Here is a 17,379-nt window from a genome sequence, read left to right as displayed (position 1 = left end):
CCAACCTGCAGACTCTCATTATGAACGAGGGACCAACAGGGGGCAGGTCAAACAGCAAGGCGCCACCGGACGCACTGAACGGCAGGTAACCGAGCTCGTCGAGGATGACCAAGTCGATTTTGGTCAGCATCTCAGCCATCTTCCCGGCCTTTCCCATGGCCTTCTCTTGTTCGAGAGCATTCACGAGTTCCACGGTTGAGAAGAAGCGGACCTTGCGACGATGATGCTCGATGGCCTGGACGCCGATCGCTGTCGCAACGTGGCTTTTTCCGGTGCCTGGGCCGCCTATGAGGACGACGTTCTCTGCGTTTTCTATGAACTCCCCGCGATGCAGCTGCCGGACTGTGGCCTCGTTGATGTCGCTGGAGGCAAAGTTGAAGCCCGCGAGATCCTTGTAGGCTGGGAAGCGCGCGACCTTCATGTGGTAGGCGATGGATCGGACTTCCCGTTCAGCCATCTCCGCCTTGAGCAGCTGGGACAACATCGGCGTTGCGGCCTCGAAGGCAGGTGCACCTTGGTCGACGAGATCATCGACGGCCTGGGCCATACCGTGCAGCTTGAGGCTGCGCAGCATGATCACGATCGAAGCCCCTGCAGGATCATGACGCATGACGCTTCTCCGTGGTTTGCCTCAGGCCGTCATAGCGGTCGACATCGGCCTTCGGGGCGGTCGCCAGCGCCAGCGCTTCCGGCGGATCGATCTCGGGGTGATCGGTCTGTTTGCGGTCGACCAGCCTGTGGAGCAGGTTCAGGATGTGCGTCTTGGTTGGCACACCGGCCTCCAAAGCCAGTTCTACGGCGCACAAGACCGCCTCTTCGTCATGGTGGAGCACCAGGGCCAGGATATCGACCATCTCCCGGTCCCCACCTTCCTTGCGCAGCATGTGATCCTGCAGGCGGCGGAAGGCGTCGGGCATCTCCGTGAACGGCGCGCCGTTACGCAGCGCTCCTGGTTTGCGTTGGATGACCGCGAGATAGTGCCGCCAATCATAGACGACCCGGCCCGGCTTGTGGTGCGAGCGCTCAATGATGCGCGCATGTGTGCACACCGTCTGCCCCTCCGCCACGATGACCAACCGATCGGGGTAGACATGCAGGCTGACGGGGCGGTTCGCGAAGCTGGCAGGGACGCTGTATCGGTTGCGTTCAAAGGTCACCAAACACGTTGGCGATACACGTTTGCCGTGCTCGACAAACCCGTCGAATGCGGGGGGCAATGCCATGAGCATGGGCTTCTCTGCTTCCCAGACATCTGCGATTGAACCGGGCAATGTCTGATGCGCCGTTTCCGCCCAGAGGGCGATACAGCGATCCTCCAGCCACTGGTTCAGCTCGTCCAGCGTGTCGAAGACCGGTATGATCTGCCAGAGGCGGTTGCGGGCGTCTCGTACGCTCTTCTCGACCTGACCTTTCTCCCAACCCGCGGCAGGATTGCAGAACTCTGGCTCAAACACGTAGTGGCTGGCCATGGCTTGGAAGCGCGCATTAATATCGCGCTGCTTGCCGCGACCGACACGGTCCACGGCCGTCTTCATATTGTCATAAATCCCACGGCCAGGCACTCCGCCGAAGACGCGGAACGCATGCCAATGGGCATCGAACAGCATCTCATGGGTCTGAAGCAGATAGGCCCGAACCAGGAAAGCGCGGCTGTGGGACAGCTTCGTGTGTGCGACCTGGAGCTTGATACGCTCACCGCCGAGGGTGGCCCAGTCCTCGCTCCAGTCGAACTGGAAGGCTTCGCCAGGCTGGAAGACCAACGGCACATAGGTGCCGCGTCCCGTTGTTTGCTCGGCCAGGTGCCGATCTGCGCGCCACGCCCGGGCAAACGCGGCGACACGCCCGTAGGACCCGTCGTAGCCGAGCCTCACCAAGTCTTCGTGCATCTTTTTCAGGCAACGGCGCTCTTTGCGCGGCTTGCGCGTTTGCGCCAGAAGCCATGCGGAAAGTCGATCCGCATAAGGGTCCAGCTTGCTGGCGCGTGGTGGCGTCTTGAACCTTGGTTCAACAGCGCCCTCGCGAAGATACTTCCGGATGGTGTTGCGAGACAGGCCCGTGCGCCTGGCGATCTCGCGAATGGGCATCTTGTCACGCAAGGCCCAACGTCGAATGACACTCAAAAATCCCATGTCGATCACTCCATGTCTCCCCGACAAAACCCGTCAGGGAAAGGTGTTCACATGGGTCAATTCTCAGTGAAAAATTTGAAGCCTACCGGGTCACTTCTCAGCGGAAATTAACACTTCATGAGCGCCGTGACCGCTCTACCCTCGTCATCATGCCGTTCTATCAGCATCTGCCCTCGAAACCCGATACGGCCCCACTCCCGCACGAGGCATGCGCCGCCAAACAGGTCCGGCTGAACGCTCATTCGATAGAAGCGCCGCATGTTGAGAGACGGGTCGATCCGCTTGAGATCGACCGTCGTCGGGAACACTTCCATTTGCTGCGATATGTCGAACATGTTGCTGGCGCCTCTCTCCAGACCACAATATCAAGCGCTCTTCGACGTTTCCACAATGTTCTATCCCGAAAAGAAAGAGGGGGGCTCACGCCCCCTTCTCGAATTTCATGACCGGGATGCCCAGCTTCTTGGCTTTATCGGCGAGGTTTTCCTGGATACCGGTTCCGGGGAAGACGAGGGCCCCGACCGGGAGCACATCCAGCATCGCATCGTTTCGCTTGAAGGGCGCGGCCTTGGCGTGCTTAGTCCAATCAGGCTTGAAGGCGACCTGCGTCACGCCCCGGGCTTCGGCCCATTTGGCGGCGATGAGCTCTGCGCCCTTCGGGCTGCCACCGTGCAGGAGGACCATGTCGGGATACTTGGTCCGGACCTGGTCAAGCTTGCCCCAGATCAGGCGGTGATCGTTGAAATCGGTCCCGCCGGTGAGGGCGACCTTGGGGCCTGCGGGAAGCATTACCTCGGTCTCGGCGCGGCGCTTGGCGGCCAGGAAATCGCGGCTGTCGATGAGCGCTGCGGTCATGTGCTGGCGGTTTACCATCGAGCCGGTGCGAGGCCGCCAAGTTGATCCCATGTGATGGGCGAACTCCGAGGCGGCGTGATCGCGCATCATGTCCATGCAGTTGCGCCGTTCGACGAGGGTCAGGCCTTCAGCCGTCAGGCGCTCGAGTTCGACCGATTTCACCTCGGAGCCATCCTGCTCGCGTTGGAGGCGGCGCTGCGCCTGCTCGTTCTCATCGAGCGTCCGCTCAATCCGGGCCGTGGCGCGGTGGAAGAGGTTGACCTGGCCCCAGAGCACCTCTTCGAGGTCGGGTTCCATGCGGGTGTCTTCCAGGGTCGCGACGAGGGCATCGAAGATGTCGGCGACGGCGACCGCAAGGCGCTGCCCATCGGGCATCGGGCGGGGATCGGGCTCGTCGAAGGGGCGGTAGCCATAGAGCTGCAATTCGTCGAGCGCTTGGGCAGTCTCAGATGCGGTGTGAGCGGGTTCATATGCATCATCGTGGGTGTGGATCGTCATCGGTTTCTTGCCTCCGGGTTGTGCCGTGTCCGCGCGTCATCCCGCGCGGCCTTCATGGGCAGACCCGAGCCGTCGGGGCGGTTGCCCCTTCACCCCGGCTGCACCGGGGCCGGAACAGCGTGGAGGAGGTCGGAAGGGAAGCTATTTGTCTCGCGATGCAAAGGCGGCTCTGCCGCCGGCGGAAATAGCTTCCCTTCCGACCTTGCGGGGGCAACCGCTTTGACGGCCTGCCCATCTCTTGAAGGCCGCGCAGGGCTGACGGGTGGATGCGCAAGGCCCGGGATGGGGTGAGGACGACGATCCAGAGCCACGACTGAGATGCAGCCCCCCTGCCCCGCCCTCCCAGACCACCCTGCGCGATGCAGCTCAGCTGGGCAGGCGATGCTGATCCTCTGGCCCTATCTGACCTGCCAGATGCTGGCGCAGCGCGTCCTTGCCGTTCGCCCGAAGATCATCGTTGAAATCCCCGAGCCGCGGTTCCAGCACCCGCACCCCGACCTCGGAGGCTCTGGCGCTCAACTTCTCTGCCGCGCGCTGCCCGGCCGGATCGCGATCGATCGCGATGTAGAGGCGCTTCAGCCCCTCTGGCAGCAGGACCGCCCCGAGGTGACCCGAAGAGAGTGCCGCCCAGACGGGCAGACCTGGGAACGCCTCGGACAGGGACAGCATGGTCTCGATGCCTTCGCCGATGACGAGGATGTCATCCTGCGGGGTCAGCCTGACAGCATTTCCGAGGAGGTGACCCATAGCCCGACGCTCTGGATTCACTGCCGCCTTCCCCTGCCCGTCAGCTGCCAACCAAGTGCGATGCACGCCCTGCACGGCCCCTGCCCCATCGGTAACCGCCGCGATCATCGCCGGTCTGGGGATGCTCCGGGTCTGCCCCTCTTCCCGATGCCAGCACTTCGGGTGGTAGCGTAAGGCGCCGTTCGCCCCGAATTGGGTGATGCCTCGGGAACGGAGGTAAGTCTCCGCAAGCGTGCCTGTGATCGGGTTCGAGGCCGCGAACAATCGCGCTGCCGCCGCAGGCGTGCCACCGGGCGACTTGGCCTTTCTCGGCTCTTGCCTATCAGGGACGACCGGCTGCGGACGGCCAAGATGCGCTCGGGCCTCGGCAAGAAGGTCGGGGAACCGCGTGATCCCCGTCCGGGCGCGGATGATGTCCAGGAGATCACCATGCTCGCCTGTGGCCCCATCCGTAAACTTGCCCGCTGCCCCTGGTCCCGACGCAGGGCCCGCCAACCGCACGAAGAGCGACCGGCCGGGGTTGTTCTGCAGGTCGCCGACGATCCAGTAGGATCCTTCCCGCCGTCCGGCGGGAAGGTAGGCACGACAAACGCCTTCGGCATTTTCTGCCAGATCGCGCACGAGGTCTTCGGTCTCGTAATACATGGGTCAACAGCCTCCACGATCATGTAGCCTTGCAACAGGACAACGTGCAAGCAGACGATCCAGTATCGCGATGCCATCAGCGTCGGTCGGGCAAAACAGCCGAAGCTTCCAACTGATGATCTCCGAGAAGAAGCCATCGGCCTTGAGCCGATCCTTGGCTGCCTCCGAGAAGCCCGACAGTTCGATCCGGTTCGCGCCCATGACGCGCGAGCGGTGCAATTCCATCCCTTCGGCCAGGCGCACCACAGTCTTTCCCTCCAGAACGAGGGCATGGACCTGCGCGGCCGAGAGCTTGGGCACATCGGCGGCCAGCGTTGTCGCGACCCAGGCAGGCGAGACTCGTCGACCGATGATGCGCTGACCGTCATCGGTCTGCAGGCGATAGACGCGGGTTTCATCCTGGGGAAGCTGCTTCCAGATCGGCAGCAGCAGACCTGCCACGATGTGCAGCGTGGAGTCCGAAAACTCCGGCACCTCGGCCAGTTCCGCAGTCCACGCGGCAGCGAAGGCCGCGCGGTCGGCTTCCAGCCAATGCGTATCTTCCATGTTTTTCGCCGGGACCGTGCTAGCATCAAGCGGCCGGATCAGCCGCAGGCGCGGCTCGATGGTGCCATCGTCCAGCATCAGGCTGGTGGCGGGCACCTGCACGGCGGCCCGACCCGAACGGCTGTTGACCAGAAGCCGCGCCTTCGGGTCATCCAGCCAGTCGAGTGCATCCCCGAGCGAGGTCGGCGTGTTGCGCCGCTTTTCCGCGATGGTGAGAAGCTGGGTTTCGGCGCCGGAGCCGGGATGGGTGTAGATGACGCGTGCGTCGGTCACCCGGAAGCTCTCGGCACGCAGGGTCTCGAGCCCGAGGTCGTAGACCCCGGCGGCGATGGCCCCCTCGATCCGCGCATCCAGGAGTTCCTCGAAGGCCGAGAAGAGCACCGCCTGCATGTCGATCGTCAGGGCCAGCAGGCGATTGAGGAAGGTCGTGATCGGCGGCAGGTCGTCCTTCAGCCCATTGTCATCGGTCAGGTTTAGACCCGTGGCATCCTCGAAGGCAACGAGCGAGCAGCCCGCCAGATCGCCGCGATAGATGCGGCGGTAAAGCTGGCGCAGGGCGTCGCGGGCGTAGGGCGACTCGAGGTTGTCTTCGGGCCGGAACAGCCCTTGCCCGCCGGTCTGGCGCTGGCCGCGCGTTATAGCGCCAAGCGTGTCGAGACGTCGCGCAATGGTCGACAGGAACCGCTTCTCCGCCTTCACATCGGTGGCCACCGGCCGGAACAGCGGCGGCTGCGCCTGATTGGTACGGTTGGTGCGGCCAAGCCCCTGGATCGCCGCATCTGCCTTCCAACCAGGTTCGAGAAGATAGTGAACCCGCAGGCGCTGGTTCTTCGCCCCGAGATCGGCGTGATAGCTGCGCCCGGTGCCGCCGGCATCCGAGAAGATCAGGATACGCTTTTCGTCATCCATGAAGGCTTGGGTCTCAGTGAGGTTCGCGGCTCCGGCCCGGTTCTCCACCACGAGCCGTGCCGAATGCCCTTCGCCCTTGCGCACGATGCGCCGCGAGCGACCCGTGACTTCGGCCACAAGTTCGGTGCCGAAGCGCTGGACGATCTGGTCGAGCGCACCCGGCACCGGCGGCAGCGAGGCCAGCTTTTCGATCAGCGCGTCACGACGGCGGACGGCTTCGCGGCATTCGACCGGTTGGCCGTCGCGCGTGACGGGGCGCGACGAAAGATTACCTTCGCTGTCGGTGAAAGGCTCGTAGAGCCGCACCGGGAAGGAATGGGCAAGGTAGTCCAGGACATACTCCCTCGGCGTGATGTCGACTCTTATGTCGTTCCATTCCTCGGTTGGGATCTCCGACAGGCGTCGCTCCATCAGCGCCTCGCCGGTCGAGACGATCTGGATGACGGCGGCATGACCTGCCGCGAGATCGGCCTCAATGGAGGCGATCAGCGTGGGGGTCTTCATCGAGGTGAGCAAATGGCCGAAGAAGCGCTGTTTGGCGCTCTCGAAAGCTGACCGCGCAGCGGATTTCGCCTGACGGTTCAGCGTGCCCGACCCGCTCGGCCCGTCGGCCGCGCCGGAAATGTTCGCCGCCTCCAGCGCCGCGGTCAGGTTGTTGTGGATGATGGCGAAGGCCCCGGCATAGGCATCATAAATGCCGCGCTGCTCGGGGCTGAGCGCATGCTCCAGCATCTCGTATTCGACACCGTCATAGGACAGCGAGCGCGCCGTGTAGAGGCCGAGGGACCGCAGGTCGCGGGCGAGGACCTCCATCGCGGCGACGCCGCCAGCTTCGATGGCTTGCACGAATTCCGCCCGCGTCGCGAAGGGGAAGTCTTCACCACCCCAGAGCCCGAGCCGCTGAGCATAGGCGAGGTTGTGGACCGTCGTCGCGCCCGTGGCCGAGACATAGACCACGCGGGCATTGGGGAGTTTGTGCTGCAGGCGCAGGCCCGCCCTGCCCTGCTGCGAGGCCATGGTATCGCCCCGCTCGCCTTTGCCGCCGGCAGCATTCGCCATGGCATGGCTTTCGTCGAAGAGGATCACCCCGTCGAAATCCGCCCCGAGCCAGTCGACGATCTGGTCGACGCGGGATTTCTTGGCACCCCGTTCTTCCGAGCGCAGCGTCGCATAGGTGGTGAAGAGGATTCCCTCGCTCAGCGGGATGTCGCGCCCTTGTGCGAAACGCGACAGCGGCGTCACCAGCAGGCGCTCCTGCCCGAGCGCAGACCAGTCGCGCTGCGCGTCCTCGAGGAGCTTGTCGCTTTTCGATATCCAGAGCGCCTTGCGGCGGCCTTGGCACCAGTTGTCGAGCAGGATCCCAGCCGACTGGCGGCCCTTGCCCGCGCCGGTGCCATCACCGAGGAAGAAACCCCGGCGGAAGCGGACGGCGTCAGCGGCATCGTCGGGCGCGGCCGAGACCATGTCGCCGGTCTCATCGACGATCCAAGACCCTGCGAGATATGCGCCATGCGCCTCCCCCGCGTAGATGACGGTCTCGAGCTGCGTGTCGGACAGCAGGCCGTCGCGCAGGATGGTCGCCGGAAGCTTGGGGCGATAGGAGGGTTTCGGAGGTGCGACAGAGGCCATGGCCGCCGATTGCACAAGCTTGGTCGGGTGCGATGCGGCGTCTGGGATGTCGATAGCCTGCAGACGGAAGGTCTCGTAGATCGCGTCGGACAGCCGTGCGGCATCTTCGTCCTCGGCGGCGTCGCGGAGAGCGTAGTCCAGTTCCTCGGCCTCAATCGACGTTTCGGGTTTCGCCATTTGAACCGCAGAGGTCGCGCGCGATCGGCTGGTGGTTGTGTGAGTGGCGAGGGCAGAATCCCCCGGGAAGAGGGAAGAGTGGCCCAGACCCGCATTTTCGGCCTGTTCCATCTCGAGACGCAGCGGAACCTCTGCAGTGACCCGGGACATCAGATGCGCCACGTCCGGGGACGTGGGTTGGCGCAGGTCGGCGGTGGTGCCGCCCGGCTCGCCACCACGGCATTTATCGAAGACAGAAATCCGCGTCTCGAAGCTGGTGCCATGCTTGGCGAAAGCCGCGCCCGATACCGCGCCGGTGAACACCAGATGCGCGGTCTCGGTCAGACGGCCGAAAGTCTCGGCCCAGGCAGGCGCATCCGGCGCAAATGCGGCCCCTGTGATCGCCACGAGCCGTCCGCCGGGGGCCAGACGCACGAGGGCCGAGCGCAGATGCCGGGCCGTCACCTCGGTCGACCGACCATCGACATTGGCTTGGGCCGAGAAGGGCGGGTTCATCAGGATGACGCTCGGGCTTGAGGAGGCGTCGAGATGATCATCGATCTGCGCGGCATCAAACCGCGTGACCGGTCGGCCCGGGAACAGCAAGCGAAGAAGGTCGGCGCGGGTGTCCGCCAACTCGTTCAGAGCCAGAGTGCCGCCGGCGATCTCGGCGAGGATCGCCAGAAGCCCGGTCCCGGCAGACGGCTCTAGGACAAGATCACGGGGCGTGATCTGTGCTGCCGCCACAGCCGCGAGCCCCATGGGCAAGGGCGTGCTGAATTGCTGAAAGCGCTCCATCTCCTCCGAGCGCCGGGTGTGCGTGGGCAAGAGACCCGCCACCTTGGCGAGGATGGGCAACAGCGTTGCAGGCGAGCCGGCCCGGGCCAGCAGGGCGCGGCCGAATTTCCGGAGGAAGAGGACCAGCGCCACCTCGCCCGCCTCATAGGCAAGCTTCCAGTTCCAGGCACCATCGGCATCGGAGCCGCCAAAGGCGCGCTCCATCTCGCGGCGCAGGCGGATCGCGTCGATTGGCGCACCTTGCGCAAGATCAGGCTGCAGCGCCTCGGCCACTGCAAGGATCGAGTGAGAGAGACCAGAACACGGAACTGGTACGGGAGGCGCTACGGGGGCCAGATAGGTCATCGGGAAACTCCGGAATGAAGGACAGGATCAGGCCCGGACACCCTCTCTCGGGCGGCCTCGGACCTGATCTTTCCCGGCCCCTCTCTCCCTCTCGCACCAAGGTGTTCCCGACGCTTGGCTTGATTTTGTTCTTGTTCTGTTCTATGTTCAGAACCAAGCCAGAAAGGGGGTTCCACCATGGAAAGCACCAAGCACGCCCTGCCCGCGACTCCCAAGCAGATCGCCTATGCGCGGTCGCTCGCCCTGCGCAACCGGACGCTCCTTCCTCATGAGGTTCAGCAAGACCGGCGATCTTTGAGCGCTTGGATCGAGGCTCAGGCCCGGCTGAAGCCGGTATCGGACATGGACCGGCTGCCCACGTCCAAGCAGGTGGCCTTCGCGGAGAAACTCGCCCGGATCAAACGGCGCGCCGTTCCGGACGAATGCTTCCGCGACAAGGGACTCATGTCGAAATGGATCGACGGGAATAAGTGATCGGAGTCATTCGTTGGTGGGCGTGCTTGAGCCCGGATCAACGAAAGATTCCTTCTGCCTGCGAAATGCTGCCCGTAGCGCTTCTGTCGGTAAGGGTGGAAAATCCAACGCCTCGAAGAACGCCTGATGGTCACATGGCTTCAAGTTCGTGACGTTGGGGCTGTTGTCGTTTGCCTGTTTCATTTCTTCGGGCCCCTAAAGGCGCATGCGCCATGACTCGTCAGGCGACAGCCGCGATCGAGTAGTGCGGCGTCCCATCCCAAACAAGATCCCAGGACGCGCCAGGTCGGACATTCTGGATGGCGTGGGGCTCGAAGCAGACGAGGCAATTCCCGCCCGGCGCGGGAGCCCGGACCGAGGGGTAAATCAGGCCCTTGGATCCGCCCCGACGCAGATGCTGTGCCAGGCTTTGGCCCTCGGGATACCCGACAGCCGGATCCGGATGCAGCGCCGGATGATCTGCCTCATCGGTCATGTCGTCGAACACGCCGATGAAGTCGGCCAGCAATTCCACATAGCGGGCGCTGTCATGAAAGCTGCCTGTAAAGCCGAGTTCGCGCGTGCGGTGCCAGGCCACTTCGCTGACAGACACCATCACATCCCATGCACAATACCACGCGCCGCGCTCTTCGGTGTTGAAGCGGTTTCCGCCGGCGCGGGTGTAAGTGAAGGCGGCGTTGACGTGACTGTCCCCATAGATGTGCAAATCGCAGCTGCGGCGTTGCCAAGCGAGTTCGCGCGGGTCCAGATGCGGGTTGCGCCCGCGTTCGGCCTGTAGACGTCCACTTGTCAGGCCCTCGATCTCTGCCAAGATCTCCATCTCGTCATCGGTATCGACGAGACCGCGCAGCGATGGTGGCTTGTGGTAGGTGGCGGGCAGGAGACGAACGAGACCGCGATCGGAAATCTCGGTCTGCTTCATGCCCCACCACGCAACGCATCAAGATAGGTCCGAACCGCGAGGATCTGCGGCAAACCCCCGTCGATGGCGGTGTCGACGGGTCGGCTTCCACCAAAGAGCGGCCCCTTGTTCGGTCGGGTGAACCAGCCTTTTGCCAGAGGCTCCGAGAAGTAGAGTTCGAGCGACTTGAAGATGCCAATTACAGCGCTGAGCCGCAGCAGTTGGTCCTTGGTGAGCTCTCCGGCGAAATCCGGCTTCTTGGCGCGCTTCCACGTGCTCTCTGACATGTCGGCAAGGCCAGCCGCTTCCTTGAGACTGAGCCCCCAAGCATCGGCCACGCGTGCATAAGCTTTCAACGCGACGGCGTTGATCTGTGCGGGTTCCCGGATTTTCTCTGCAACGTACATGGCGTCCTCCATTGGCTTCAATATAGTCCATATGGACTTACTGTAAAGATCAAATGAACCTCGCGCTTTGATCTCTGTTACCCGAACCGCCGCCCTCCTTCCGTGAACGTATACTCGTTGACGATGATCCCCTCCTCGATGGCCTCGTCCGAGGTGAGGTGGTCGTATTCGGCCTCAAGCTGGCGGTAGAGCCAGCGTGCCAGATCGCGCAGCGCCTCGGTCACGAATACTTCAGCGCCCTCGGTGGCCGGCTGCCAGGTCGGGCTGTCGCGCTTGACGTCAACGGCCATGGTGTATTCGTGATAGTAGCGGCCACGGTGGCTGGCCTCGGCGGCGAGCTGGTAGAAGTTCCGCCGCTGGATGGCCTGCAGCCGGTCGGCGATGCCGTGCAACGTCGCGTCCGTGGGCGCGTAGTCCCGAATGCGCGCGGCGGCGCCCTTGGCGTGGGACCAATAGCCTTCGAACGAAGCTCCGTCACCCTGGCTCCAGAAGCCGGAGAACCAGATGCAGGGCTTGGCCCGCGTCCCGCCGCCCATCAAGCGGACGGGCGTGGTCTTCAGGCGGATGCCGAGGATTTCGCAGACCCGCTCGAAGTCCTCGTAGACCGCGTCCCACCAGTCGTCGTAAGGGCCAAGCTCGCGATACCAGCTGCGCGCCTTCTCCTTAGCGGCCTCCGAGAGTTCGGGAAACTGGTAGACGGTGGTACAGATGACCTCAGGCATCGACGTCCTCCCCGTTCAGCGCGGCGGCCAGCCATTCGTGCGTGCTCGTCCAGCCAATGGATTTGCGTGCGGCGAGATCGATGACATGCGCGCCGCCTCCGAAGGCGGCGAGCCGCGGCCGAGAGCAGGTCAGAGCATACTGGAACCCCCAAAGGCCGGTGAGGTCGAGGTCTTCGGCGAGCCGCAGCACGAAGCGGATGACGGCTTCGACATCGCCGTGTTCGTCGTCATGGATCCAGAGGCTGCTGCCCTCGGGGGCATCCTGGTGCACGAGATCGAAGCCCGCGACAACCGGGTCGTCGGCGTCCTGATCCGCAGCGCGCAGATCCTGAAACAGCGCGAGTGCTCGGGCCGCCTTTTCGGGAGTGCCGACGTCGAGCAGGCACGAGAAATGGGTGAAGTAATCCGCCATAGGGACCTCCTGAATGGGGAAGACCCGGCCAGGAGGCCGGGCGATCGATTGGGATGAAGGGGTAGTTGGGAACGATCAGCCGGTCGGCGTGTCGCCCGCCGCCTGTCGTGCGGCATGAGCGCAGAGCATCTGCCGGTAGAAGCGCTTGCGCGCCAGCCGGAGACCGCAAACAGCGCGCGTGTCGGGGTGTAGCGACCGGACCGCCGCGCGAACCACTGCCAGTCGCGAAGCGGTCGGCGGCAAGCCAAGACGTCGATAAGTGGGATCGGTCATTTCACGTGACCTCAACCACGGGCGAAACGAGATGCGGATCGACCTGTGCCTCGATCCGTTCGGTTCGACCCATCCAAGGCTCGGGCCGAATGGCCTTCACCCAATCGGCGAAGCCCGGGATGAAGCCAAGGTCTTCCCTTACATGCTGCTCGCCGACCCACCGGGTCGGGATGATGCGTCCGGTCGAGAGCGTGAGGGTCTGGCCGAAGATCGTCTCGGCCATGAAGATGCCCTCGGCATGGTGGCGCAGCGCCCGGTGCCGAAAATCGGCTGTGATCTCCTTGCTCTGGTCGAACCAGGAATGCACAGCGAGGTAGTCGTTGACCGTACCGCCCCATTTCTTCACCGAGGACAGGGCGTGGTGATAGGGATGTGCCATCTCCACCCCCTCAGAAGTCGTGGGTGTAGAGTTCGGACGAGGTGAAGCGCTCGTTGAACTCAAGATGGACGCAACGGGCCGCGGCGTCGAAGCAGAACTCGCCGTAAGCGCCGTCGTTGTTCTCCCAGCCGCCATGGGTGTCGGAGAGGAAGTCGTAGGCCAACTGCTCGACGACATCCTCGAGCGAGAGCGCCCGCATCTCGACCTCCGGGTCGTCCCAGGTCAATGCGGCATAGGCGATCTGGGTCTGGGTGAAAGCAACCTCGGTCTCGCCAGCGTAGGCCACGATGCTCTCAACCTGACCGCTGTCGCCATAACCATCAAAACAGACAGTCACATGTGTGATGCCCGCAGCAAACAGGCCATCAAAGAGGCGTTCCTTGTTGGCCGGACGCAAAGCTGCGATCCGCGCGTCACGCTCGGACTGCCGGGCGAGCACGGCGGCGAAATCAATCCTGGACGGCGCCATCGGCGCGGCCAGGGTGGGTTCGATCTTGGACATTGGAAACTCCGGAATGAGGGAAAGGATCTGAACCCCGAGGCTCTCTCTCGTCCTCGCAGGCTCACGTCCTCCCCTGCCCTTCTCTGACTCTTGGAAGTCACGCCGCGATCTGCAGGGCGCGAGAGGCGAAGACGCGCCAGAGCGGATCGACAAGACGGGCATCGAGAAGATCGGCGTGGTGCCGCAGCCGTCGCGCGAGGTCATGTTCATGCCACTCGGCCGCTCGCATGGCCTGCGCGCGGGTCTGGCTGGCCTCGGTCACGACGGCGCGGGCTTCGGCGGCATCCGAGACCGGGTGGCACCATGCGACCCCGCCATCATTGGTAGCCCCGGCCAGAACGAGGCGACCCTCCCGATCGAGGATTGCCAGGATACGCAGCGCGTCTTCAGGTGTGATACCTTCGGCGTGGACGATTGCCCCCTGCATGGCCTCGGCCAGTGTGGCAAACCGCTCCAGTACCTTGGGGTGTGCCTGCCCGGACATGAGATCCGCGGGCGCATGGCAAGCCGTCGTGAGCGCAAACGGCAAGTCTTGATCTGCAAAAACGGTCAGAAAGCTCGGCGGCAAACCTGTGTTCTGCGTTTCCGGCTGAGTTTGGCAAGGAAGGTCGAACATGGGCATATCTCCGACGGTGCGGAGAGCCTCTCTCCCCGCTTCAAACCGTCAAAGACCGAACCGCCGCCCTCTTCCTCGAAGGGGCGACGGTGATGAACCTGGCCGCAGCGTCAGAGCTTACCGAGCGCCCGCAGGCTCAGCTCCGTTCCGGCGCCGACGATGATGTGGTCGTGCAGCGTCAGGCCGAGAAACTTGCACCCCTTCTGGATCTCCTTGGTCATGCTGAGATCGGCCTCCGACGGTGTCGGATCGCCCGACGGGTGGTTGTGGATCAGGATCAGGGCGCAAGCGTTTAGCATCAGCGCCCGCTTGATCACCTCGCGCGGATAGACCGGAACATGGTCGACCGTGCCGGTCGACAAGAGCTCATCGGCGATGATGCGGTTCTTGCGATCGAGATAGAGCACGTGAAATCGCTCAATCGGCCCGCGCACCGTCAGCGCGCAATAGTCAAGAAGCGCCTGCCAGCTATCGATGACGGGGTTTCGGCTGAGATAGCGGCCGAGGATGTCGCGGGCCTCGAGGATGACGGTTTCTTCTTGGGGCGTCATGGGGGTCTCGCTGTATTGCACGAATCCCGAAGGCTCCTGCCCTATCGGGCAAGGCCAGCGGCGTGCATGTGATAAGTGAGGTGAAACGACCGCCACGCTTGTAGGCGGTCGCTCTATCGAAGTTCGCCTCAACCGACCCGGTCGAGGAGCTTCTTGGCGCGCCCTTCCATGTCGAGGCGGGCATCCTGCTGGGTTTTGTCGCGCGCAAGTCGCGTGATGCCTTGGACGAAGTCGAAGATGCTTTCGGGCGGGCGGCCTTCCTCCATCAGCACCTTCTCGATGATCTTGCCGGATTCGGCTTTCGAGAAACCGCGCTTCCGCAGGAAATCGGCACGGTCCTCATCGCTGCGCGCCACGACCTGCTGTCGAGCTGCCCGGATCCCGTTCACGAACCCCTGCGGCGAGGAATTGGCAAACCGCGTCAGCGCCGGCGCCGCCTCATGTGCGAAGCGCGACGCGGCGTATTTCGAGTGACGGATCTTGATCTCCTGGAAATCCTCGACGCCCCACAGGTTCCGGTTCTGGCACACCGCCCGCAGATAGAAGCTCGCCATGCCGAGGGTCTTCGCGCCCACCTCGGAATTCCAGCAATAGAAGCCCCGGAAATAGAGATCGGGGGAGCCGTCGGGCAACTTGCCTGCTTCGATCGGATTGCGATCGTCGACCAGAAACAGGAAGACGTCGCGGTCCGAGGCATAGAGCGTGGTCGTATCGCGGCTGATCTCGACATCGGGGTTGTAGACCCCGGTCGACCAATCCAGCACACCCGGCACCTTCCAGCGCGTGTCGCCCGTGCCATTGCCCGCGATGCGCTGCACCGCCTCGATAAGCTCGAAGTCATGGATGCGGCCGTAGTCGGGACCGGTCACGGCGCGCAGTTCGGTCCGGCCGTCTTCCGTCTCGAAAGTCTTCACCTGCTCGGCGCGGTGGTTGGTCAGGCCGTATTGCAGGTTGATCCCCGCCAGCGGCGCGGGCAACTGCCGCAGGTAGGAGGTCGGGGCACCGACGATGCTGGCAAGCTGGCCGAAGGCCCAGTGCGTGGGTGCGACCGGCTCATGCGCTTTCGGCAGGACCAAGTGCAGCCGCTCTGCACTGTCGCGCGCTGCCTCGACACGGATGTCGGCGGTTTGCACCACCCGGCTGCGGCTGCGCTCAGAGCGACCCTTCACATTGGCCCAGAGATCGTCGAGCGACAGGTACCGCTCGTCATCCGGCCTGTTAAACCATTCGGACGACACCCGCCCATTCCGGTCACCCCGGCTCACATCCACTTTCCAGCCACCAGCCCGCGTCGGCTGTACCGCATCCAGAACTTCCACAACGCCCATCGGCATTCCTCCGCGACAGGCGCCGGGAGCCACTCTCCCAGCCCTCAACCCGTCACCGGGAAACCGGCCAACCTCAAACTCTCTCGGGCAAACGGCGCTAAGTCGGTGGCGCCGCACGCCCGCAACTCGCTGGTGTTGACCTGCGTTCAAAAATGGCAGAGGTTAAACAAGGCCTTTCTCGCAGGCCGGTGTGCCCGCCACGCGAAGCTTTGCAGCGATCTTAATTTCGAACAGCAGACCTCATGCCATCGGCGGGTCTGATTAGCAGCGGGCACCTAGTCAGATCCGGCTTGGACATGGATCATGACAGAGAACAACAAGCTTAAGACTTTGAAACTTCTGGCGAAGCGTTACGCCAGGGCGACGGGTCAACCACAGCACGTAGCGCTCGACCTTGTTGCCAGTCGAATGGGCTTTGCTCATTGGAACGCGTTGACAGGCAGCGCCAAAGGAGAGTGGATTCCCTCCGAAGCACAAGTTGCCACGATCAAGGCCTTCGTGGAACGGATCACTTCCTACGAGGGTTCGGCCTTCGACCATATCTTCGGAAGCACCGATGCCGTCACTCGAGGAGAAGTACGGGGGCATCCATACGAACTGAAAACAATGCTTGGTGACGTCCGCATGGATGGTGAGGGTTGGCGGATCGTGCTGCCAGAAAACCCTTTGGCCGCCTCTCGTGTCGAGATCGACATCAAGCATGCCCAGACCAGCCCGATGAACGATCGCGTGCTACGTGAAGAAGCCATCGGGATTGCGAGGGAATTGATGCAGAGCGTCAAGGCGCGGCGATTTGCCGATTGGCCACGACGCGCCACAAAGCCGGATGCGGAAGGAAATGTGCGGCACCCGTTCTTGGAGATGGAGGAATCGAACCTCTGGTACTGCCTTCACTGCAACTCAGAGATCACCGGTCCACAGATCGCTGGAAACCAATGGCACTGCCCCGGCTGCGGCGCATCACCAATCAACATTTTTCCAGAAGCCTTCTGGCTGGGACCGACCGATGAAAAACCAGTGCCAGTCCAATCCCGCGCCGAAAGGCAAGAGATTGAACCCATCGTGTCAATTATAGATCCGCGGCCAAGGCTTGACCTCAACAGTGGCCAGGTGACCCATTTGATCCGTGCTGCCCTGTTCGAGGATGCGACCAATGCCAGCGAGCGCATGGGAGCGAGTCTGGCCGAAATCTGGGTTGATGACGATCTCGACGTGGTTGTTTCCTTCGAGGATCACTACTGGCCCGAGGACAAGGAGCCGACCGCTGCGATCGAAGTGGCCGCACTGCTTGGGATCGAGATTGAGTTGGAAGTTACTTGGTCGGATCCGTTGTTCGCATGGCCCGGTTTGGGCACCGTGACCCAGAGCACGGCCGAATATACGCGTTTGATGCTCGACGCGTATCGCAGTCACGGCGCGACCAGAACCAAAGACGAAGTCTAGCTCGTGCACACGTTGAACAATTAGGCGCATTCAAGGCGCTCAACACCGGAAGGCAAGCGTGGGTGCCTGTTCCAGTGGCCCGAAGAGACTTTTGGCCCGGCGGTTTAACCCGCC

General features: G+C 63.3%; 18 protein-coding genes. 2 read left to right on the top strand and 16 right to left on the bottom strand.

The genetic code is table 11. The annotated features are described in order from the left end of the window. From ATO9_RS21660 to ATO9_RS21635, 6 genes are all read right to left on the bottom strand, one after another. Positions 1 to 610: ATP-binding protein (locus tag ATO9_RS21660; RefSeq protein ID WP_052418520.1), on the bottom strand; the 610-nt coding region annotated here is incomplete at its 3' end. After that, positions 600 to 2,129 (bottom strand): IS21 family transposase, encoded by a 1,530-nt coding sequence (gene istA / locus ATO9_RS21655; protein WP_043754481.1) that lies wholly within the window; start codon positions 2,127 to 2,129, stop codon positions 600 to 602. The genes ATO9_RS21660 and istA, both read right to left, overlap by 11 nt. 107 nt (positions 2,130 to 2,236) lie before the next feature. Further along, positions 2,237 to 2,464 (bottom strand): WGR domain-containing protein, encoded by a 228-nt coding sequence (locus ATO9_RS21650; protein ID WP_043754479.1) that lies wholly within the window; start codon positions 2,462 to 2,464, stop codon positions 2,237 to 2,239. An 85-nt stretch (positions 2,465 to 2,549) separates the two neighbouring features. Then, positions 2,550 to 3,482 carry a DUF2493 domain-containing protein gene (locus tag ATO9_RS21645; RefSeq protein WP_043754477.1) on the bottom strand — a complete coding sequence of 311 codons (933 nt, stop codon included), beginning with the start codon at positions 3,480 to 3,482 and terminating at the stop codon, positions 2,550 to 2,552. Positions 3,483 to 3,848: 366 nt separating this feature from the next. Further along, positions 3,849 to 4,874 carry a DUF7146 domain-containing protein gene (locus ATO9_RS21640; RefSeq protein ID WP_043754475.1) on the bottom strand — a complete coding sequence of 342 codons (1,026 nt, stop codon included), beginning with the start codon at positions 4,872 to 4,874 and terminating at the stop codon, positions 3,849 to 3,851. 3 nt (positions 4,875 to 4,877) lie between these two features. Then, positions 4,878 to 9,257: a strawberry notch family protein gene (locus ATO9_RS21635; RefSeq protein ID WP_043754472.1), complete on the bottom strand. Its 4,380-nt coding sequence runs from the start codon at positions 9,255 to 9,257 to the stop codon at positions 4,878 to 4,880. Positions 9,258 to 9,434: 177 nt separating this feature from the next. Here ATO9_RS21635 and ATO9_RS21630 point away from each other — a divergent pair, with 177 nt between their 5' ends. Continuing rightward, positions 9,435 to 9,731 carry a hypothetical protein gene (locus ATO9_RS21630; RefSeq protein WP_043754470.1) on the top strand — a complete coding sequence of 99 codons (297 nt, stop codon included), beginning with the start codon at positions 9,435 to 9,437 and terminating at the stop codon, positions 9,729 to 9,731. Positions 9,732 to 9,737: 6 nt separating this feature from the next. On the opposite strand, the gene ATO9_RS25005 is transcribed toward ATO9_RS21630, so the two are convergent. From ATO9_RS25005 to ATO9_RS21585, 10 genes are all read right to left on the bottom strand, one after another. Then, positions 9,738 to 9,914 carry a type II toxin -antitoxin system TacA 1-like antitoxin gene (locus ATO9_RS25005; RefSeq protein ID WP_156127938.1) on the bottom strand — a complete coding sequence of 59 codons (177 nt, stop codon included), beginning with the start codon at positions 9,912 to 9,914 and terminating at the stop codon, positions 9,738 to 9,740. 37 nt (positions 9,915 to 9,951) lie between these two features. Continuing rightward, positions 9,952 to 10,653: an RES family NAD+ phosphorylase gene (locus tag ATO9_RS21625; protein WP_043754469.1), complete on the bottom strand. Its 702-nt coding sequence runs from the start codon at positions 10,651 to 10,653 to the stop codon at positions 9,952 to 9,954. After that, positions 10,650 to 11,051 (bottom strand): MbcA/ParS/Xre antitoxin family protein, encoded by a 402-nt coding sequence (locus tag ATO9_RS21620; protein ID WP_043754466.1) that lies wholly within the window; start codon positions 11,049 to 11,051, stop codon positions 10,650 to 10,652. Before ATO9_RS21620 ends, ATO9_RS21625 begins: the two co-directional genes overlap by 4 nt. 65 nt (positions 11,052 to 11,116) lie before the next feature. Next, positions 11,117 to 11,761 (bottom strand): hypothetical protein, encoded by a 645-nt coding sequence (locus ATO9_RS21615; RefSeq protein WP_043754463.1) that lies wholly within the window; start codon positions 11,759 to 11,761, stop codon positions 11,117 to 11,119. After that, complete coding sequence (locus ATO9_RS21610) at positions 11,754 to 12,173, bottom strand: hypothetical protein (RefSeq protein WP_043754461.1); 420 nt, start codon at positions 12,171 to 12,173, stop codon at positions 11,754 to 11,756. The genes ATO9_RS21615 and ATO9_RS21610 overlap by 8 nt, the downstream gene beginning before the upstream one ends. Before the next feature lie 274 nt (positions 12,174 to 12,447). Further along, entirely contained in the window at positions 12,448 to 12,825 is a 378-nt protein-coding gene (locus ATO9_RS21605) for a DUF6915 family protein (protein ID WP_043754459.1), read from the bottom strand. Positions 12,826 to 12,835: 10 nt separating this feature from the next. After that, complete coding sequence (locus tag ATO9_RS21600; protein WP_043754457.1) at positions 12,836 to 13,327, bottom strand: DUF6878 family protein; 492 nt, start codon at positions 13,325 to 13,327, stop codon at positions 12,836 to 12,838. A gap of 97 nt (positions 13,328 to 13,424) precedes the next feature. Further along, on the bottom strand, positions 13,425 to 13,943 hold the full coding sequence (locus ATO9_RS21595) for a hypothetical protein (protein WP_043754487.1): 519 nt from the start codon (positions 13,941 to 13,943) through the stop codon (positions 13,425 to 13,427). 110 nt (positions 13,944 to 14,053) lie between these two features. Further along, the gene (locus ATO9_RS21590; RefSeq protein WP_043754454.1) at positions 14,054 to 14,494 is read right to left on the bottom strand and encodes a JAB domain-containing protein; all 441 of its coding nucleotides are present in this window, start codon (positions 14,492 to 14,494) and stop codon (positions 14,054 to 14,056) included. Between the two features lie 128 nt (positions 14,495 to 14,622). Continuing rightward, the gene (locus ATO9_RS21585; RefSeq protein WP_043754451.1) at positions 14,623 to 15,822 is read right to left on the bottom strand and encodes a hypothetical protein; all 1,200 of its coding nucleotides are present in this window, start codon (positions 15,820 to 15,822) and stop codon (positions 14,623 to 14,625) included. Between the two features lie 303 nt (positions 15,823 to 16,125). On the opposite strand from ATO9_RS21585, the gene ATO9_RS21580 reads away from it, so the two are divergent. After that, a complete protein-coding gene (locus tag ATO9_RS21580) occupies positions 16,126 to 17,265 on the top strand; it encodes a hypothetical protein (protein WP_043754447.1) in 1,140 nt (379 codons plus the stop codon). The last annotated feature ends 114 nt before the right edge of the window (positions 17,266 to 17,379 follow it).

This window comes from Pseudooceanicola atlanticus (assembly GCF_000768315.1).
Lineage (GTDB): Bacteria > Pseudomonadota > Alphaproteobacteria > Rhodobacterales > Rhodobacteraceae > Pseudooceanicola > Pseudooceanicola atlanticus.
Note: the sequence above shows the minus strand (reverse complement) of the source record. Positions and strands in the feature narration are given on the sequence as shown.